The 19,838-nt window shown below is 56.7% G+C and carries 16 protein-coding genes and 3 pseudogenes; 8 read left to right on the forward strand and 11 right to left on the reverse strand.

Features of this window, described 5'->3' with window-relative positions; genetic code table 11:
- Positions 1–578 precede the first annotated feature (578 nt).
- Positions 579–685 (forward strand): annotated as a pseudogene (locus ACR0BZ_RS00720) (transposase zinc-binding domain-containing protein); the annotation flags it as partial.
- Between the two features lie 90 nt (positions 686–775).
- On the opposite strand, the gene ACR0BZ_RS00725 reads toward ACR0BZ_RS00720, so the two are convergent.
- From ACR0BZ_RS00725 to ACR0BZ_RS00745, 5 genes are all read right to left on the reverse strand, one after another.
- Entirely contained in the window at positions 776–2,032 is a 1,257-nt protein-coding gene (locus ACR0BZ_RS00725; protein WP_480919182.1) for an NAD(P)/FAD-dependent oxidoreductase, read from the reverse strand.
- Positions 2,033–2,065: 33 nt separating this feature from the next.
- Positions 2,066–2,428: a cupin domain-containing protein gene (locus tag ACR0BZ_RS00730; protein ID WP_480919183.1), complete on the reverse strand. Its 363-nt coding sequence runs from the start codon at positions 2,426–2,428 to the stop codon at positions 2,066–2,068.
- A gap of 54 nt (positions 2,429–2,482) precedes the next feature.
- Complete coding sequence (locus ACR0BZ_RS00735; RefSeq protein ID WP_480919184.1) at positions 2,483–3,220, reverse strand: amino acid ABC transporter ATP-binding protein; 738 nt, start codon at positions 3,218–3,220, stop codon at positions 2,483–2,485.
- Positions 3,217–3,873, reverse strand: coding sequence for an amino acid ABC transporter permease (locus tag ACR0BZ_RS00740; RefSeq protein WP_480919185.1), 657 nt, complete (start codon positions 3,871–3,873; stop codon positions 3,217–3,219). The genes ACR0BZ_RS00735 and ACR0BZ_RS00740 overlap by 4 nt, the downstream gene beginning before the upstream one ends.
- A gap of 79 nt (positions 3,874–3,952) precedes the next feature.
- Entirely contained in the window at positions 3,953–4,822 is an 870-nt protein-coding gene (locus tag ACR0BZ_RS00745) for an ABC transporter substrate-binding protein (RefSeq protein WP_480919186.1), read from the reverse strand.
- On the opposite strand from ACR0BZ_RS00745, the gene ACR0BZ_RS00750 reads away from it, so the two are divergent.
- Complete coding sequence (locus ACR0BZ_RS00750; RefSeq protein WP_480919187.1) at positions 4,811–5,551, forward strand: cupin domain-containing protein; 741 nt, start codon at positions 4,811–4,813, stop codon at positions 5,549–5,551. The genes ACR0BZ_RS00745 and ACR0BZ_RS00750 overlap by 12 nt on opposite strands.
- Positions 5,552–5,963: 412 nt before the next feature.
- Here the strand turns inward: ACR0BZ_RS00750 and ACR0BZ_RS00755 are convergent, their stop codons facing one another.
- Together ACR0BZ_RS00755 and putA are read right to left on the reverse strand one after the other, a co-directional pair.
- Positions 5,964–6,707, reverse strand: a complete 744-nt coding sequence (locus ACR0BZ_RS00755) for a rhomboid family intramembrane serine protease (RefSeq protein ID WP_480919188.1) — start codon at positions 6,705–6,707, stop codon at positions 5,964–5,966.
- Positions 6,708–6,749: 42 nt separating this feature from the next.
- Positions 6,750–10,148 carry a bifunctional proline dehydrogenase/L-glutamate gamma-semialdehyde dehydrogenase PutA gene (gene putA, locus ACR0BZ_RS00760; RefSeq protein ID WP_480919189.1) on the reverse strand — a complete coding sequence of 1,133 codons (3,399 nt, stop codon included), beginning with the start codon at positions 10,146–10,148 and terminating at the stop codon, positions 6,750–6,752.
- A 108-nt stretch (positions 10,149–10,256) separates the two neighbouring features.
- On the opposite strand from putA, the gene ACR0BZ_RS00765 reads away from it, so the two are divergent.
- The 4 genes and pseudogenes from ACR0BZ_RS00765 to ACR0BZ_RS00780 all read left to right on the forward strand — a co-directional run.
- On the forward strand, positions 10,257–10,739 hold the full coding sequence (locus ACR0BZ_RS00765) for an Lrp/AsnC family transcriptional regulator (protein WP_480482166.1): 483 nt from the start codon (positions 10,257–10,259) through the stop codon (positions 10,737–10,739).
- Positions 10,740–10,769: 30 nt separating this feature from the next.
- Positions 10,770–11,336: a tetratricopeptide repeat protein gene (locus ACR0BZ_RS00770; RefSeq protein WP_480482164.1), complete on the forward strand. Its 567-nt coding sequence runs from the start codon at positions 10,770–10,772 to the stop codon at positions 11,334–11,336.
- A 113-nt stretch (positions 11,337–11,449) separates the two neighbouring features.
- A pseudogene (locus ACR0BZ_RS00775) lies at positions 11,450–11,902 on the forward strand (integrase core domain-containing protein); the annotation flags it as partial.
- Between the two features lie 22 nt (positions 11,903–11,924).
- Positions 11,925–12,098: pseudogene (locus tag ACR0BZ_RS00780) on the forward strand (D-lactate dehydrogenase); the annotation flags it as partial.
- A 17-nt stretch (positions 12,099–12,115) separates the two neighbouring features.
- On the opposite strand, the gene ACR0BZ_RS00785 reads toward ACR0BZ_RS00780, so the two are convergent.
- Positions 12,116–13,819 carry a SulP family inorganic anion transporter gene (locus ACR0BZ_RS00785; RefSeq protein WP_480919190.1) on the reverse strand — a complete coding sequence of 568 codons (1,704 nt, stop codon included), beginning with the start codon at positions 13,817–13,819 and terminating at the stop codon, positions 12,116–12,118.
- Between the two features lie 327 nt (positions 13,820–14,146).
- Complete coding sequence (gene gph, locus ACR0BZ_RS00790) at positions 14,147–14,806, reverse strand: phosphoglycolate phosphatase (RefSeq protein WP_480919191.1); 660 nt, start codon at positions 14,804–14,806, stop codon at positions 14,147–14,149.
- Positions 14,807–15,023: 217 nt separating this feature from the next.
- Between gph and hemP the strand changes: the two genes are divergently transcribed.
- Positions 15,024–15,191 (forward strand): hemin uptake protein HemP, encoded by a 168-nt coding sequence (gene hemP / locus ACR0BZ_RS00795; protein WP_480557740.1) that lies wholly within the window; start codon positions 15,024–15,026, stop codon positions 15,189–15,191.
- A complete protein-coding gene (locus ACR0BZ_RS00800; protein ID WP_480475589.1) occupies positions 15,188–15,664 on the forward strand; it encodes a hypothetical protein in 477 nt (158 codons plus the stop codon). The genes hemP and ACR0BZ_RS00800 overlap by 4 nt, the downstream gene beginning before the upstream one ends.
- 49 nt (positions 15,665–15,713) lie before the next feature.
- On the opposite strand, the gene ACR0BZ_RS00805 is transcribed toward ACR0BZ_RS00800, so the two are convergent.
- Positions 15,714–18,779 (reverse strand): aminotransferase class III-fold pyridoxal phosphate-dependent enzyme, encoded by a 3,066-nt coding sequence (locus tag ACR0BZ_RS00805; RefSeq protein ID WP_480919453.1) that lies wholly within the window; start codon positions 18,777–18,779, stop codon positions 15,714–15,716.
- 107 nt (positions 18,780–18,886) lie between these two features.
- Positions 18,887–19,801, reverse strand: a complete 915-nt coding sequence (locus ACR0BZ_RS00810; protein ID WP_480919454.1) for an NAD(P)-dependent oxidoreductase — start codon at positions 19,799–19,801, stop codon at positions 18,887–18,889.
- Between the last annotated feature and the right edge of the window lie 37 nt (positions 19,802–19,838).

A 19,838-nucleotide genomic window follows, 5' to 3' on the forward strand; every position in this document is an offset into this window, starting at 1 on the left:
GCACGGGAAGCCGGTGCCTGCCAACGCAGCCGGAAGGTCGCGGTCTCCCAGTCACTTTTGCGGCTTGCCAGCATCATAGGCCCTATGGCCATTCACTATCGTCCGCTTCGGCCTGCGCAGCGTCTGCCGAGATCACGGTTTGTATGACGTTGGTGTATTGAAGCGGCCCCGCGGGAGTGCAAGCTGGCTGGAAACAACATGCCAGATGCTTTTGGCGGATAAGATCAAGATCTGGTCACATGACCGTTCGGTTGCCTCATTGGTTGACGGAATAACGGTCATGGGACCCAGAAAGAATGGTCAGGCGTGGCGATTACATATCGTTGCGGGGCGACGGACATATTCCGGGCCATTGAGGTTACCGACGGGCATAGTGGCGAATGCCACAAGCACTTTCCGGTTCATACCGGGGATATTGCCGATGGTGCCCGCGCCAATGAGAGGCCGTCGCGGCTGGAGTATATTTTGGAGAGCGGTGCCGATTTCATTGTCCGCTCGGGATGGCCCGCGTATCAACAATCGTCACCAAATGGCGATGTGTTCAGCATGACATGTACAAGTTCGGCTAATACTGGCTTTGCCGCGAAAGCCAGAGACCGGCGAAGCGCGAGTGGATGGCCTCGCGGAAGGAGAACCTGCTTCCCATAGAGTACTTCCACACTTTGTCGTCACGCTGCCAGCCGATCCCGAGCACCACGTCTGGACATGACAGCCGTGCAATGGGGCCGCTGCTATCCTTCCAGGTGCTTGCTGATGCGCCAGGTCGATTCTCAGATCACCTCTCCAGTAAGTCCCGCAGACGAAAGTACCAGATCGCGGCAGTGCCGATATATGGGTGCAAGCGATGAAAGGGGAGCTGCTTCATCCGGTCCGCCGGCAACGGCAGAGGGATGGAAGAGTTCGCCAGATGGGCACCAATTGCCGCCCCCAATGCACTGCCAAGCGCCAGACCTCTGCCATTATACCCCAGTGCGGCCGTGACTCCGGCAGCCGGTTGATAGATATGAGGCAGGTGGTCCAAATTCATTGCAGCGCGTCCAGACCACATAAATTCCAACTCTTGATTTTCCAGAGAAGGGAAAAGCGCCTTCAAGTCAGCATGGATACGTTTGAAAGAGTTCGGCCCGCGTGGTTCTGCAAAATGTCCTCGCCCCCCCACCATGAGACGGTTCCCCGGGCCAATCCGAAAATAATTAGCGATACGCCGAGTGTCCGATACAACGCAGCCTTCGGGCAAGATTGATTGGCTAATGCTTTCGGGCAGAGGCTTTGTGGCCACCTGAGAACTGTTGGCGGGCACCATTGTCTGGCGCAATCCGGGCCACAGGTGGCTTGTATAGCCGTTGGTCGCCAGCACCACCTGATCTGCTTTGATCTGCCCTTGTTCGCCTACCGACAGTTTCCATCCCGCGCCATCTGATTGTATCCGGGAAACAGGGGTCTTGCCGTAAATCTTACACCCGGCATCCGCAGCCGCTTGTGCAAGCCCGGTGGCATAATTCAGCGGGTGCACACAGCCAGCCCTCCGGTCTTTCCAACCTGCAACAAACCTTCTTGAACCCGTCTGACGAGCGACCTGCGCAGCATCCAGCCATTCGACGGAGGCCCCCCGCTTTTCCCATTGCTGCATCCGGCTTTGCAAAGTGGGGATATGCGAGGTTTTTACAGTTGTCTGAATCCAGCCGTCCTGGCGGTGGTCACATTGGATGTTATGTCTATCGATAATATCAAACACATGTTGCGCAGCACCGCCGACAAATTCGGTGGTTACCTCGCCATACATGCGGTCCAGCTTGTCAGGATCGTACTTGAGGCCGGGAATGACCTGACCACCATTTCTCCCACTGGCACCAAATCCAGGTTGCTCAGCTTCAACGACGATGACGTTTGCACCCGCTTCAGCAAGAGAAAGAGCACAGGAGAGGCCAGTGTAACCTGCGCCTACGATCGCGACATCAGCCTTGCAGTTGTCGGCCAAAGCGGGGAATTTTGGGGTGCTATTTGCCGTGGCGGACCAGATAGAGTCTAGCATTGCGGTCAAACTCCGAAACTCAAAATACGGTCGTCAATTTGTATTCTCTACCAGGAAATAGAGCTTGCGGACGTGGGAGTGGATTGCCCAGGTGCCTTTCCAACCTTTGGGCAGGGCAAGAAAATCATTCGCGCCAAGGGTTACGGAATGGCCACCATCGGCATCAGTGATCGTCGCCGAACCGGACAGAATGTGACAGTATTCTGCCATGCCACTACGGTCTGCAGTGAACTCGCCCGGAGTGCATTCCCAGATACCGATCTTGGTATCGCCGGTTGGCGATGTGTAAACGTGCGCAGTAGCTTCCTGTTGCCCCGGTGTCAGGGTTGTCGGTTTGGGTCTGTAGTCGCCAACTTGGATCGCATCGAGATCTTTCAGGCCAACAAGATTGAACATTGTTGTTCTCCGTAAATGTCATTGGGGCAGCGGCTGGATTTAACCAGCATCATTTCACCCTTGTTCAGGGTGTGTGACCCGCCTTAGGAATTCCTGGGTGCGCGGATGTGTTGGATTTCGCAAAACTTCCTGCGCCTTACCCTGCTCAGCGATTTGACCCTTATCCAGGAACAGCACGCGGTCAGCGACTTCCCGGGCAAATTGAATCTCATGGGTCACCACAAACATGGTCATGTGCTCCTCAGCGAGGGCGCGCATAACCTGTAACACCTCGCCGACCATTTCCGGATCAAGTGCCGATGTTGGTTCGTCGAGCAAAATGGCTCTGGGTTGCATAGCCAAGGCCCGGGCAATAGCGACCCTTTGCTGTTGCCCTCCGGACAGCGAGGCAGGGTAGGCGTTGATTTTTTCGGCTAATCCGACCCGCTCCAGATATCCGATTGCGCGATCCCGTACCTCGGACTTGTCCTGTTTCAGAACATAAAGCGGCCCCTCCATGACATTCTCCAAAGCCGTTCGGTGGGGGAAAAGGTTGAAACGTTGGAACACCATAGCCACTTGCGCTCTAAGTTGGTGAATTGTCGGTGATGTGACATCGACACGCTTCCCATCGATCAGAATGTCACCTGCCTGGTAAGATTCCAGACCGTTTACGCACCGGAGCATCGTTGACTTACCAGAGCCCGAAGGCCCGATAAGGCAAACAACTTCGCCCACTTCGACATTGGCGTTGATACCTTGCAACACGTTCAGTGAGCCGAAGGATTTATGAACCTCCTTGAATTCGATCATTTTGCGTCGCCCATTTTGTTTTCCATTCGCCGGATCGCGATGTTCAGGGGGATGGTCAAGCTCAGGTAAAGCAGCGCAAACAAAGTGAAAATTGTCATGTTGTCGAAGGTTGAAGAAGCCAGTGTTTTTCCCCGCATGGTCAACTCGGCAACTGAAATAACAGAGACCTGTGAACTGTCTTTGAGTAGCATGATCGTATTGTTGCCATAGGGTGGCAGGACAATTCTAAACGCCTGCGGCAGTACCACTCGACGCATCATCATACCGTGCTTCATTCCGATGGCTTTTGCCGCCTCTACCTGGCCGCGGTCTACCGCCTCTATCCCCGCACGAAAGGTTTCGCCGATATAGCAGGAATAGGTCAGCGCCAACCCGATGATGCCAGCCTGAAACGCGGTAAGGTCGATGCCGATTTCGGGCATCACAAAATAGATATAGAACAAAACCACGAGGATCGGGATGCCGCGTATGAATTCTGTCAGATACCGAATACCTTGAGCAAGGACTGGGATTCCTGAAGTTCTGAGCAGAGCCCACAATAATCCCAACAAGGTTGATAAAAGCAGTGCAAGCACTGTGACGGCAATTGTAAGCTTCAATCCACTCCAAAGCAGAGGTAGATACTCGATCGAGCGTTCAAGAAAGGTTGACATTGGCGCTGTTCCTACGGTCGTAGCGCTGGCACATCACTTGGTGAGCTGCCAGCGCCCTCTTGCTGGTTAGGGAAGTTTCTCAAAGGCCGTATTTGTTGAAGATGGCCTTCAGCTCACCCGAATTCTGCAACTTTGCTAACGCCTCGTTCACCTGTTTCAGCAGCTCGGCATTTCCTTTGTCTACAGCCAACCCGACTCTGCCCGGTTTCATTGGTTCATAGCCTTCAACCAGACGAACACCCAGATTGGGATTTTGTGAAATCTGGTATCCGACAATGGGGCCGTCGCCGAAACCCGCTTTGATCCGACCAAGTTGAACGTCGCGCATGATATCTACGATCGAGTCATACAACTTGATCTCGCCGAATCCCCCAATCTCCGCCAGGGAATCCGCGTACACAGTTCCAACCTGCGCTCCAATCACCTCGCCCGCTAGATCGTCTCGCGTATAGTTTTCAGGGTTGTCCGCAGCGACGAACATGGCGTCCCCATAGCTGTAAGGGCTGTCTGAGAAGTCAACGACCTCTGCGCGTTTGTCGGTGATCAGCATGCCCGCAGAGATAAGATCAATCTTTCCTGTGGTCAGCGCGGGAATGAGTGCCGAAAACGCAGTAACTTCAAATTGCATCTCCATTCCGATTTCCGCACCAATCGCATTTGCAATGTCAACCATGGCTCCTGTCGGTTGTCCGGTTTGGATATCAACAAACGTAAACAGCACACCCGTGGTCGTTACCCCGGCATTAAGAGTTTCCGCGAAAGTGCCGTTCGCAACAGACAGCCAGGTCGCTGCAGCGAGTGTGGTAAGTACTTTCATGTTCATGAAACTTCTCCTTGTTGGTTCTTCACTGTTCTGAGGTCCTGCGGACCCGCCTGACAGGTCAACATTCCTCGAGTGTAGATGAGATTGAAAAATTTTCGACATTTTTTCATTAAAATGAAATATCATGCTTATGCGGGCTTCTTCCACGGTCAATGTGAAAAGTTGGGTGTATTTCATGGACATGAAGAGTGGTGGAAGGTATTCTTCGTATTCAAGCAACGAAGAGAGCGTGTCTTTATCATTATGCCAAACAACTCAAACCACTCAGCAACGGCTGCAACGGATGGAGTAAGCGAAGACGTGCGACTTGGTCGCGCGATACGCGATCGGCGTAAAGAACTGGGACTTACACTGACTTATATCTCTGACGAGGCAGGGATATCGGTGGGCCTTCTTAGCCAAATCGAAAGGGGGTTATCATCTCCGTCGGTTCGGGTCTTGCGCTCGATCAGTGGCGCGTTGCGGTTGTCGGTACTACAGCTGTTCAGTGTAGATGAAAACGAGGCGGCAGATGATGAGAGCTATATCGTTCGGGCCAATCACCGCAGGTCAATTGATCTCAGCAGTAAAGGGGTGCTCAAGTCCTTTTTGACAGCGCACGACGAAGGTGAATTACAGGTCATGGATCTAGATCTTGAGCCGGGAGGCGGATCAGGTGATGAACCGTATTCTCATGCCGGTGAGGAATGCGGGGTCGTGATTGAAGGATGTCTGGAAATATCGATTGATGGCAGGTCGCATATCCTGAACCAAGGGGATTCATTTCATTTTGAAAGTAGCCTCCCTCATCGGTATCGAAACCTTGGCGAGGGAAAATGCAGGGTTATCTGGGCAACGACTCCTCCAATCTGGTAGTGTTGAGGCAGGGGATTCAGCAATGAACCGCTCAACGTCAAACTTTTTTCGGAGCTTGAGCAACGCACCTGGCTGCTCGGAGCTAAATCTGACACCTCAGGTGCGAACAATTACCGTGCCGGTGAACGGCGAGCGTGCCTTGCAACCCTGAATTTGGAATCTAATTTCGCAGGGCCAAGCTTGAATGGCTGGTTTTAACCCGCGCGGCGGCGTTGAGAATGAAGCAGCCGCGGCGGTTCCCATGCTGCGAACACGCGCACCAAAACTGGCATGCTGACCCCGAGTTCTCTTGGCACCTTCGCCGCGTTCTGCACGAACGGCAACAACCGCTCACAGGATGCGTAGGCTACCCAATTTTGGTATTCGATCTGGTAAGATAGCGCCCATGGGCTGATCGCCCCTCAGTTCAGCTTTATCGACGCGGAACGCGCGGTATACGTGACTGCGACAGCTTGTACTTTGCCTCAGGGTGGGGCGGGTGCCCGTGCGTGCGGTTCCAGAATTGCACGCCACCGCGTCGCAGCCATAGCGGCACGCATAGGATCAGCCCTACTGCAAATCCGCCGGTATGGGCCCAGTAGGCGATACCGCCTTCGTCCGGGTTGCTGGTGACGCTGCCAAAGAACTGTATCGCTAACCATACGCCCAGCATGATGAAAGCGGGGATGGTAAAGACCCTGAAATAGACAACCAGGATCAGCAGAATATCCACACGCGCTTTGGGAAACAGCAGCAGGTATCCCCCCATGACACCCGCAATCGCGCCCGAGGCGCCGACGGTAGGCACCTGAGAGTCCGGCCCTGTAACCACATGGATCAGACCTGCGCCGATACCTGCGACCAGGTAGAACAGCAAAAAGGGCAGATGGCCCATTTCGTCTTCCAGATTGTCGCCGAATATCCACAAGAACAGCATGTTCCCGGCTAGATGCATCCATCCCCCATGCAGGAACATGGATGTCACAAGGGTTTCCAGACCAACCCCGTCACTGACCCGTGCCGGGATGATGGCATAGTCGAAAAACAGCCGGTTGATAAGTGGCGCATCATTCATGATCCCCACATAGCTGAGGAAGATCAGGAAGTTGGTCGCCAGTAAGGCGTAGACAACATAAGGCGTGCGCCCCGAGGGGTTATGGTCGCGGATCGGAAACATGAGGTGACGCTGGGCTTTTGCGCGCCCAGCGTCAAGGCAAGCTTACGCCGCACCTCCCAACAACGCAGCGTTTCCGCCAGCTGCGGTCGTATCGACACACACATGGCGCTCACCCAACACACGCGCGCGGTCGGGTCTGCCGGGAATCAGGGGCACAATGGGACCGTTCCGGCGGGCCAGGTGCTGTTCGATCTGCTGCGCGGTTTCAGCGTCGCCCCACCAAAGGACACCAGAGATACCGGTCAGGTTCTCTAACCGGTGAAGGTCAAGCATTCCGGTTGCCTGAATGGCGGTTCCACCCAGCGCCTGTACAGCTTCAGCCTGCGCGCGCGCCGCCGTTTCCCCCGGCCCCATGCACAGAAGAGGCGGGCGGGGATATTCGCTCAGCCGGTTCGATTCTCCGGTTGGGCCGGGCAGAGAACGGGTCCGGATTGGGGCAGGTTGGCCTTGAGGGGCAGGTAGGTGTGCCAAATGCTCCCAGGTTTCTGTCGTGATTTGCCGATCCGGTGCACAAAACCGGGCCATGTAATTCGGGCCGCCCGCCTTCGGGCCGGTGCCTGACAGCCCTTCACCGCCAAAAGGTTGGGAGCCAACGATGGCACCGATCTGATTGCGGTTTACATAGATGTTTCCGGCATGGATTGCTTCGGTGACATGCTGCACCCGGTCGTCGATCCGGGTTTGCAGGCCAAAGGTCAGCCCGTATCCGGTTGCGTTGATATCCGCGATGACCTTGTCGATTTCCTGCGCTTTGAACCGTGCCACGTGCAACACGGGGCCAAAAATCTCGCGCTCCAGCGCGGCAATGCCCGAGATTTCGATCAGCGTGGGGGCAACAAAGATGCCTTCTGGCGGCAGCGACAGCTCTTTCAGAACGCGCCCTTCGGCCCGTGCCGTGGCGACGTGATCAGCGATGACCTGCCGGGCTTGCGCGTCGATCACCGGGCCGCAATCGGTAGAGATCAGCCACGGATCACCGATGCGCAGGGCATCCATTGCCCCTTTGAGCATGGTCAGCACGTCATCTGCGATATCCTGTTGCAGGTACAGGCATCGCAGTGCGGAACACCGCTGACCCGCGGACTGAAAAGCGCTTTCAATGATCGATTGCACGGCCTGTTCGGGAAGTGCGGTGCTGTCAACGATCATGGCGTTCAGGCCGCCAGTTTCTGCGATCAACGGCGTGCCGGGGCGCATGGACCCAGCCATTGCCGACCGGATTCTGAGAGCGGTCGTTGTCGAGCCGGTGAAGGCCACGCCCGAGACGCGCGCATCCGATGTCAGCGCCGCGCCCACGGCCGGACCACCCGGCAGCAATTGCAGCGCGTCGCGCGGCACACCGGCCTCATGCAGCAATTGAACGGCGCGGTGTGCGATCAGGGGTGTTTGCGGCGCAGGCTTGGCCAAAACGGCGTTCCCGGTCGCCAAAGCTGCCGATATCTGCCCTGAGAAAATCGCCAGCGGGAAGTTCCAAGGGCTGATGCAGGTGAATACGCCAGCGGGCTCGGCATCAGGTATGTTGGCGGCGTAGTAGCGCAGGAAATCCACCGCCTCACGCAGTTCCGCCACGGCGTCAGGCAGCGATTTGCCAGCCTCGCGCGCCAGCAGGGCGAACAACTCGCCGTAATGCGATTCATAAAGATCGGCAGCAGAGTTCAGGATGCGGGCACGTTCGGCTGCCGGGGCCTGCCACGGCTTTGCCGAAGCCAGCGCCAGTTCAACATCCGCGTCACTTGCCGAGGCGACCGCACCTGGTTTGTCGGCAGGATTTGCCGGGTTGACTACCGGCTCATCCGCCCGGGGTTTTGCAGCGTCAGCCAGCAAGGGCTGTGCATACCAGTGATATGCACGGAACTGGTCCCGCGCTGCATCAACCTTGTCCAGCGTCGGAGTGTGGTGAAGATCGAATCCCATGGAATTGGGGCGATCCGGCTGGAACAGTTCGGGGCCGGTGGGCAAAGGGGGTGGGGGCGTTTGAACAGTAACAAACGGATCTGCGGCAACCACTTCCGGCGGGACGTTTTCGTCGACAATCTGGTTGACGAAGGATGAGTTTGCCCCGTTTTCCAGCAGACGCCGCACAAGGTAGGCCAGCAAGTCACGATGCGCACCAACCGGTGCGTAGATGCGACAGCGCGTTTTCTGCCTGTTCATCACAAGCTGATGCAATGTCTCGCCCATGCCATGCAGGCGCTGGAACTCAAAAGGCTGACCTTCGGCCATGTGCAGGATGGCGCTGACTGTATGGGCGTTGTGGGTGGCGAATTGCGGATAGATCCGGTTTGTCATGCCCAGCAATTTGCGCGCATTGGCGATATAGGACACGTCCGTGACCGCCTTGTGCGTGAAGACGGGAAAGCCATCCACGCCTTCGACCTGCGCGCGTTTGATCTCGGTGTCCCAATAGGCGCCTTTGACCAGACGCACCATCAGCTTGCGATCGTGGCGTTCAGCCATGTCATAGAGCGTGTCCAGAACCAGCGACGCGCGTGGCCCATAAGCCTGAACCACGATGCCGAACCCATCCCAGCCGGCCAGCGCCGGATCGGACATCACCGCCTCAATCACCTGCAGTGACAAAGACAGGCGATCCGCCTCTTCGGCGTCGACGTTTAGCCCCATACCAGCGGCCTTGGCCAAAAGGGCCAGCGCCCGCAGTCGGGGAACCAGTTCATCCATCACGCGCTTTTCCTGCGCCAATTCATAACGGGGATGCAGGGCTGACAACTTGACTGAAATTCCCGGGTTGGCGCGGATATCCTCATGGGTGCAGGCTTCGGCGATGGCCGAGATGGCGCGTGAATACGACAGGTGATATCGCGCGGCGTCCGCCTCGGTTCGCGCGGCCTCTCCCAGCATGTCGTAGGAGTAGGTATATCCCTTGTTTTCCATCCCGCGCGCACGCTCCATCGCGGCGTTGATGGATTCACCTAACACGAATTGCCGCCCCATTTCCTTCATCGCCCGCGACACGGCGGTACGGATCACGGGTTCACCCAATCGCTTGATGGCCCCGCGCAGGGCGCCAACAGGCGAGGCCTTGCCTTCGTCCAGAACCTTGCCCGTCAGCATCAGCGCCCAAGTTGAGGCGTTCACCAAGGATGAAGACGAGTGCCCAAGATGCTTGCCCCAGTCCGAAGGGGCAATTTTGTCTTCAATCAACGCGTCAATCGTGTCGGCATCCGGCACGCGCAACAGCGCTTCGGCCAGGCACATCAGGGCGACGCCTTCGTCGGTGGACAGGCCGTATTCGGCCAAAAACACCTCCATCAACCCCGGAGACGTGCTGGAGCGGATGTCGCGCACAAGCTGCGCGGCGGCGGCGCTGATGGCGGCGCGGTCTGTGGCGCTCAGGCTGGCCTGAGAGATCAGGGTTTCAAGGATCGCCGACTGGTCAGCATAGGTTGAGGTGTCGATTAATGTACGCAGGGTATGAGACATGAGTCCTCCGGTCTTTGTGCCAATATACCTGCGAAAACTCAGGACAATCGCCTGAGTTTACGATAATTGAAGGCGGAACACCTGAAATTTCGCCAGAGAGCAGCACAAATGAACTTTCCTGACCTGGACCGGTTTGACCGGTCGATTCTGAGAATTCTGGCCGAGGATGGGCGCATTTCGGTCGCCGATCTTGCGCGCGAAATTGGTCTGTCGAAATCACCGACACAGGCGCGCCTGAAACGGCTTGAAGCAAGCGGGGTGATCAAGGGATACCGGGCGATGCTGGATCCGATCAGACTGGGGCTGGACCACGTTGCCTTTGTCGAGGTGCGTCTGACCGATACCCGCGAAAAGGCACTGGCCGAGTTCAACGCGGCTGTCCGAAAAACTGCCGAGGTCGAGCAAGCCCATATGATCGCTTCGAATTTCGACTATTTGTTGAAGGTCCGCACAGCCACCATGTCAGAGTATCGTCGTGTTCTGGCCGAAAAGATTTCATCCTTGCCGCATGTCGCCAGCACCTCGACCTTTGTGGCGATGGAGGCGGTTAAGGAAACCGGCAGTTTGGGTGGGTTCGAGCATCAGGCTTGACGGATCGGGATTACGAGCCATCCTTGGTACATGATACACGCTTTCCTCGCCGCTCTTGCTGTTGTTGCCTTGTCCTGCGCGGCGCACGCCCAGTCCTGCCCTGATTCTCCGGATCATTCAGAAGGTGTGGATGCGCTAATCAATCAGGTTCAGAAGGCAGAATCGCAAAGTGATGCGCGCGCTATTTCCAACCAGATGTGGGAGCTTTGGACCGATGCGCCAGATGCGCGTGCACAAGGCTTGCTGGACCGAGGAATGGCGCGGCGGGAGGCCTGGGATTTACCGGGCGCGTTGGACGAGCTTGACCAGCTTGTCGAATACTGCCCGAACTACGCCGAAGGCTACAATCAGCGTGCGTTTGTGAACTATCTTCGACAAGACTTCGCTGCTGCCTTGCAGGATCTGAATGTCACGATCGAGTTGTCGCCGAACCATATAGGTGCGCTGAGCGGGCGCGCCTTGTCACTGTTGGGTCTGAAGCGCCTTGACGACGCGCGCGCGGCACTTGCCGAAGCGCTAGAACTTAACCCATGGCTGTCAGAGCGGGCATTGTTGGAACCCGGCGGTCTTTTGGAACCGCCCGGTCAAGATATCTGACGCCGGGTTTTCGAAAGAACCGCAATGGGAAACCGAACCTATTTGCAAGCAAACTGGTCGTGTTGGACCCACCCGAGTTGTTCACTGGCTATCCAATGGCATGACTTCTGGCTGATGGGCGCGTCTATCGAACGCTGAGCATCATTGGCGAATACACCAACGAGGGGCTGATGATCCGTGTCGATCGCAAGTTCAACTCAACCGATGCGCTGAATGCATTGGCTGACCTGTTCATCCTCCGCGGCCCGCCGGAATACATAAGATCCGACAATGGGCCGGGATTTGTCGCCCAGAAGCTGCGAGGGTGGATCACAGCTGTCGGGGCGAAGACGGCTTAGATCGAGCCGGGATCACCCTAGGAGAACGGCCATTGCATAAGCTTCAACGCCCGGTTCCGGGATGAGCTGCTCAACGGTGAAATCTTCTACAGCCTAAGGAAGGCGCAAATCCTGATTGAGCAATGTCGTGTCCACTATCACTCCGTCAGGCCGCACAGCGCGTTGGGCTACCGCCGGCCTGCGCCCGAAATAATCGTCCCAATAGACCAGAGGCCCACGGTGCAGTAACAAACAAACCGGACCACCCGATAGGGGCACGCCGCCGAAGGCGCTGAAGGCGGCTATGCTGACCCTTTTTGAATATCCTGCCGAACACAATGTGGGCCACTTGTACAAAGCCAAACCCGATTTGGCGGCGCATTACAAATCCTGTGATCCGACCAACTCTTTCAATCCGGGGGTCGGGAAGATGTCCAAGGCGTGAACCTACCGGTGACAATGTCAGATGGGACTTGGGCGCATGTGATAGGCATCCAGCAGAGCTTTGCCGTTTTCATAGAACGCAGTTTCGCCAACCAGTTCTGTTACACCGTAGCGATCCAACTCGGCTTTCACATCTGGCTCGACCAGCGTGAAAACCAGCCGTATCCCCTTGGTTCGTAGGAATCTGATTATATTGCGCAAAGTGAACCCGGCTGTGAAATCGACAACATCAATTGCCGAGGCGTCGATGCAGAACCATGTCAGTTTTCCGTCTGCGTTCTGAACGATTGTTGTGACTTCCTCGGTGAATATCTGCATGTTCGCGTAGTACATGCCGTGGGAAAACCGGTAGATTACCAGACCGGGCTCGAATTGGTTTGGTGCTTCCAATCCCTTTGAACGCCAGCCACCGGACTCGGTGCGCAATACTACCGAATTCTTTGGGTGGTATCCCCGGCGCGTGTGGTCGACCAAAGACAGGACCATGGCAAAAATGACGCCTTGCTCGACACCAACCAGAACAACCACGGTGGCGGTTGCCGTGGCAACCCAGAACTCGGACCGGGCCTGCCTGTAAATTGTTGCCATTCCGTGCAGGTCGATCAGCTTGAGACCGATCAGAAAAACGATGGCCGAAAGTGCTGCTGTGGGAAGATAGGCTAAAGGCTTGGTCAGAAACAGGATAACCAACAGGACTATTACCACTGTTGTCAGTTGCGCCACCTGGCTGCGCCCTCCGGCGCTGGCGACCATCTCGGTCTTTGTGGGGCTGCCATTGACCACGAATGTCCCCGTAAATGCGGCTCCGAAATTCGCAAGACCCAGTCCGATCAGGTCCGTGTTTTCGTTGAAAGTCTCATCATATCTCGAGGCGTATGCCCGCGATGTGGCGGCGCTTTGTGCCAGAATAACAACGAAGATGGACAAGGCCGTGGGGAGCAATTGTTTGAACAAGGTCCAGCTCCACTGCACGTCCGGGATCGAGAACGAGGGCAAACCGCCGGCAACCTCTCCCAACACCGAGATTCCGGAAGTGTTGAATGAAAAGGCCCAACTGCACAGGATCACCCCGACAATGGCAACCAACGGCCCCGGGATTTTGCGCGACAGTCTTGTGCATCCCAGGACAATGCCCAACACGGCTGATGTGACGATCACGGTTGGCCAGTTGACGTTGGATATGTTGAAGTAAACGTCCTTCAACCTTGCAAGTGTTCCGTGCCCAGCGGATTCGATGCCCAACAATCCGGGGATTTGGCCCGTTGCAACCTGAATGCCCACGCCGGTCAGAAAGCCGACCAATACCGTTCTGGACAGAAAATCAGCCAGAAACCCCAGCCCGATGACACGCGCGGCAATCAAAAGCATAGCAGCCATAAGCGCCAGCAAGGACGCCAGTGCCAGATACTCGGAAGTTCCAGACACCGCCAAGCCCGCCAGCCCCGAGGCGGTGATTGCCGCTGTTGCCGAATCGGCGCCGACAACAAGGTGTCGGGACGATCCGAACAGCGCAAACAAAGCCATGGGAATCAGGATCGTATACAGCCCGGACATGACCGGAGTGCCGGCGATTTTGGTGTAACCCATGACTTCAGGGATCGCGAGGCAGGCAAAACTCAGACCGGCCAGCATTTCCGCCGGAAGGCGCGCGCGGTCAACAGGCAGAATGCCCTGCAGGATTTGCAGACGCGCCGCTCTCTGATTTCTGTCATGTTTTTCCATGGGTTACCCTATACCCATTCAACCAGCGAACCGAATGTTCGAACCGTCGGGCTATCTTATAGGCAAATTACCACAGGTAAATTGTGTGGTCTGACGTGCCTCTTTTTCCAGTTTTTCAGTTATTTTCGCCGAACTACGGGAATCCCCCAATTTCGCAAACTGCCGATCAGGGGTAAACATGACCTACCGTACTTACCACACACAAACACGGTATTTACTTTCCCCGATGAGGGGCTGGTCACACCCCCTCGGCCGGCCCCTCTTAACTTTTAGGGGGTCGCGAAGGCCCAAGTCATTCGTTTTATGACTCGTGTCGAGTGAACTTACTTAGTTTTGGATCAATTTGGTCACGAGTGTCGGCAGTGTTTCCGACGCACTGTAAGCAACGGTGTGCGGTATGCTGGCCACCGGGGTTTTGCGGTACCCTTCCGTGAACAGCAGAAACGGTATCTTGGCGTTTACAGCTGTTTCTGCGTCGACCTCGCTGTCGCCCACATACAAGCGTGTGCCCGAGGTCCCAAGTGCATTGAAGCTTTCCAGCAGGTGGCCCGGATCCGGTTTGCGAATTGGCAATGTATCACCGCCGAAAACAACGTCGAAGAACCGGGATAGGTTGAGCGCCTCCAGCACGTGACGTGCGGGTGCTTCGGGTTTGTTGGTGCAGATACCAAGAACGCACCCCATCTGTTTCAGTGTTTCCAAGGCCTCCAGAACCCCGGGATAAGGCACTGTCGTTGCACTGACCGCCGCATTGTAGTGTTTCAGTGTCTGTTGCGTCAGTTCCGTGTGGCGGTCCATGGGCAAATCACAGTGTCGCATCAAACGCTCGACCAGTTTGGGAAGGCCATTGCCAACAAACCCTCTGATCACATCAATGGGCACAGGATCGTGACCCAGACCGTTCAGCGTTTTATTGGCCGCTGCTGCCAGGTCCCCGACGCTGTCGACCAACGTTCCATCCAGATCAAAAACAACTGCTGCGGTCACGTTTTGCTTGCCTTTCAATACCCGCCCCAAGTCTTAACCCGTCGTTTTCAGGGGCGCAATCGGCTCAATGACGCCTGATTTGAAACAGCGCTTGACATTCCTTACTAAAATAATCAGATTTAATGACAGGAACGGAAAGCCAACCCTCTCGGGTCAGCCAGATAAAACGAAACGCAACAGGTATGGCACCATGCCGACTCGCTCTGGAGATGCCCCGATGAACGTACAGAACCCGACCTCAACCCAAGGTTATGCTGTCTCGATGCTGCCTGCGCACAAGGCCGAGGATTTGACCAAAGGTGGCCACCTGGCCCATATCGAGTTGGGTGACCAATTGTATACCCTGCGCATCACCCGTGCAGGTAAACTGATCCTGACGAAATGAGCGCGCATTCATTGCGCGGCGGTGCCGCGGTCGGCCGTCTGGCGGATCTTGATCCAGTCGAAGCGGGTGCGGTGATGTATCTGCGGATGTGGAGCCAGGGTGAAAGCGGTCGCGCTGATATCGCGAGCGATTTTTGCATAGCGCTGGGATCAGATTACGGGCGTGCCGCCATGCTGACGCTGGATCGTCTGTGTTCGCTTTGCGCAACGCATTGTCGACGCCCGCTAATCAGGCACGGTCTGGGGTGTGCATGTCTGGGCGCGGATGAGAATTGTTTTGCCCAAATGGTTGCCGCCGCATCCGAAGGGGCACGCGAAGACGCGATGATGATGGCGTCACTGATCGTGCGCCCGGATTTTGCGCCTGCTCTGGCATCCCTGTCGGAGGAACTGGGCCTGACGCTCCGGCGTATGACGACGGGAAATGCGATTCCGACGACAGGCCACGATACCCGCACTGCCGTTTTGCATTGACTGTGCTTGCAGGACGGTCAAACCCCGGCAAAGCGCCGGGGTCAATCCTTCAGCAGCACCCGCATCCCGCATGGTGATGGTCGTGACCGCAAACCGGAGCAGGGGAGAAGTCACCGACCTCGGACAGCACGTCCCTTAGCACCCACAGGATCATGTCCACATCTTCGACCTCAATCGTCAGCGGTGGGCGGATTTTCAGGATGTTGTCCCTTGGTCCCTCACTGCCGATCAGAATTCGGTGATCGCGCATCCGATTTTTGACATAGCTGCAAATCTCGGTTCCTTCGGTTCCGTCGGGATTGATCAGCTCAACACCCAGAAACAGTCCCATGCCCCGTACATCGCCAACGCAACCAAAGTCGGCTTCGATCTGGCGCAGCCCCGCCATCAGGCGCTCACCCATCAGGCGGGCATTGTCCTGTAGGCCCTCGTCATCGACAATGTCCAATACCTCTTTACCGATCCGGCAAGACAGCGTCGATCCGCCAAAGGTCGAGAAGAATTCGATCCCGTTATTGAAGCTGTCGGCAATCGCCCGCGTTGTCACCAGCACACCCAGAGGGTGCCCGTTACCAATGGGTTTACCCATCACCACGATATCAGGAAGCGCGCCCTGATGTTCAAATCCAAAGTAATACTCACCCAGGCGACCCAGACCGGTCTGCACCTCATCTGCTATGCAGACACCCCCGGCGGCACGGATTTTTTCATAAACCGCTGGCAGGTAACCTTTGGGCGGAATGATTTGTCCACCGACAGACGGGAAAGTTTCGGCGATGAACCCGGCCAGACCCTGACCCCGGTCCTGCAAGGCAGCAATGGCCGGGTCCACAAGATCAGCAAATTTCTGCGCCCGATCCGCATCGCCACGCTTGAACGAACCGCGATAGTCGTCTGCAACTTCAACCAGTTCAACCCAGTCGGCTTTCCCGATGCCGCCCGGTTTGTTGAACTTGTAGGCCGATATCGCCACAGCCGCATTCGTATTGCCGTGATAGCCATGGTCTGGCGTCACGATCCCCTTGGCCCCGGTATGGGCACGGGCAAGCCGCAGGGCCAGTTCGTTGGCTTCAGTTCCGGAATTGACGAAGAAGCAGACCTCGAAGTGATCGGGCAATTTGGACAGGATCTTGTCAGCAAAAGCTGTCTGTGCCGGATGCAGGTAGCGGGTATTTGAGTTCATCCGCTTCAACTGATCCGCAGCCACTGCCTGAATACGGGGATGCGCATGACCCACATGAGGGACGTTGTTATAGGCGTCCAGATAGGGGCGGCCCCATTCGTCAAACAGGTGATGTTTCCACCCGCGTACCAGCATGACAGGGTCATCATAAGTCAGCGACAGGTTGCCACCAAAGTGATCGCGGCGGCCCTGCAGGATCGCCTGCTTGTCGGTGGGTTGGTAGAACACCTTGTCATCCGGCAGGTTCAGCAAGGCCGCCGGGTTCGGGCAAACCGCGTGCCATAGCTCCATCTCATCCGGGTCGCCGACACCGGGCCAATCCGCTTCCATGCCATTGGTTGTCAGCGCCAGCTGGAAATGCACATGCGGGGCCCATCCGCCATTCTGGCTGGCGTCGCCCAATCGGGCAAACGCTGCCCCTTGTGCCACCGGATCACCGGGTTTCAACCGGTCACAGCATTCCGGGTCCAGATGACCATAGAGTGTATAGAACGGATCGCCCTCGGGCGTTTCATGGTGCAGGATAATTACCCCTCCGTAATCGAGGTGCTGATCTCGATTCTCGACCACCTCGACCCGCCCGCTCATTGGCGCGTGCAGCACCGTCCCTGCGGGTGCAAACACATCCACCGCCAGATGCACTGTTCGCCGGTCCGAGGCTTTCCATGGCCCTTTGCGAAATCCTGGCTCGGCATAGATCAGGCGGGGTTCGTTGTAATAGCCCAGCCACAGCCCTTCGCCGTATTCTTCGCCAACACGTGCGGCCTCGGCCAATGGCATGTGGAAAGGGTTCTGGGGCCACACGCAATTCTCGACTGACAACGACCCCATCGGAGTATCGCTTAGGTCCTGACCGAACATCTGGGAAAACCGGCCGCGATGTCCTTGCAGATACGCATGGATGCGTTCTGCGCCGTCCACGACCGGCAGCCCGCACGCTGCCCGAAGACGCGCAGACATCAGCCCGCCATTGACGGATGCATTCTCAAGAAACCGCCACGCAGGTGCCTGAGAGATTGTCACATATGGGTCGTCCGGGTTTTCGACTGCCATCAGGGTCGAGTTGAGGACAGACACTGCCAATCGCATCCGCAGCAGCGGCCAGATCAGGTCGATCTCCTCGGCTTGCAGCCGGTTTGCGGCATGGTATCCCCGCACAAGGGCAGTCAATGCCCGCTCGGGTCTGGCATGATCTAGCACCACATAGGCCCCGGCGATCGCAAGATCACAGACGCGCGGTGCCGCACACATGTCACCCAGATCAATCAGGCCGGAAACCTGCCTCCGCTCACCCAATTCACCTTCAACAAGAATGTTATAGTCATTGGCATCGTTGTGAATGGCCTGTTTCGGCAGGCGCCCCAGCCTATCCGTGATCGCCGTGAATTCGTTGCAGATATCCCGAAGCAACACCCAACGCGCGGGATCGCTGATGGTGCCCAGCTTGTCACTGATCCAACCCGCTTGCGCCAAGTCCCATTTGAAATCCGGGCGGTGCAAAGCTTCATGCTGAAACCCCTCCAGAGCGCGATCCGTTGCGCCCAGAACACGACCCAATTTCAGGATCAGCTCTTCGGATTTCGGGTTCGCTTGTGCATAGCAAAGCCCGGGCAGGCGTTCCTGCAACCACACCAGCCGCGATTTCCCTTCGGAATCGGAAATTTCCGGCAACATTGCGCCGTTCAACGCCGGGAACACCTTTGGAAACGGCAACCCGGGAGCTTCCGAGGCGATATGCGCAAGTGCTTCGATCTGAAGATCTACCAGACCCGCATCGCACCCCGCGCGCATGACTTTCAGCACATAGTCCTGGCCATTTGTGGCTTGCGCCAGAAAGTTCAGATCATATTCGCCATCCAGCCGGGTCAACCGTGCGTCCAGTCCCCAGTTTTGGCGCAGCGCGTCCGCCCAGAAGTTCACCAAATCGCTCATGTCTTTCTCCGTCCCGCTCATCCGGGATCCTCTTCATCTGGCCGAAAATATCCTCGGGGGTGAATTGGCCCAAAGGGACAAAAGGGGGCAGACAGCCCCCCGACCCCTTAATCCAAGGCACGCAAACGTTTGAACAGCGATGACGTGTCCCATCGCCCGCCGCCCAGTTTCTGCACGTCCTTGTAGAACTGATCGACCAGAGCGGTCACCGGCAGAGACGCGCCGGTTTCATTGGCCGTATCCAGACAAATCCCCAGATCCTTGCGCATCCAGTCCACAGCAAAGCCATGTTCGAACTGATCATTCAGCATGGTTTCATACCGGTTTGACATCTGCCAGCTGCCAGCCGCACCCTGGCTGATCACCTCAACAACGGCCTTCCCGTCCAAGCCCGCTTTTTCGGCAAAGTGCAAGGCTTCGCTGAGACCCTGAACCAGACCGGCAATCGCGATCTGGTTGCACATCTTGGTCATCTGGCCCGCGCCGCTGGCTCCGAGTCGACGGCAGATTTTGGAATAGACATTCATCACCGGCTCAGCCGCATCATAAGCTGCCTGATCACCGCCACACATAATTGAGAGAACGCCGTTTTCAGCACCTGCCTGACCTCCCGAAACAGGGGCGTCTACAAAAGCGATACCCTGAGATTGGCCAGCAGCGTAAAGCTCGCGCGTGACCTTTGCTGAAACCGTCGTGTGGTCAACAAAAATGGCCCCGTTGGACATTCCCTGAAACGCGCCATCCTCACCGGTGCAAACCATGCGCAAGTCGTCGTCATTGCCGACGCAGGCCATGACAAACTCAGCATCCTTGACGGCGTCTTTCGGAGTGGCTGCCATCGCGCCGCCATGCTGCGCGACCCAGGCCTCGGCCTTGGTGGTCGTACGGTTGTAAACGGTGACGTCATGGCCTGCGGTTTGCAGATGTCCGGCCATGGGATAGCCCATGACACCAAGGCCAAGGAACGCGACTTTTGCCATTTTGTGATCCTCTCCGCTGTTCGGTCGGCTTCCGCGAAACAGGCCTGACCAAAATCTCTGGCGAAGACAAAGCAAAGCT

The organism is Ruegeria sp. P8 (assembly GCF_056534665.1).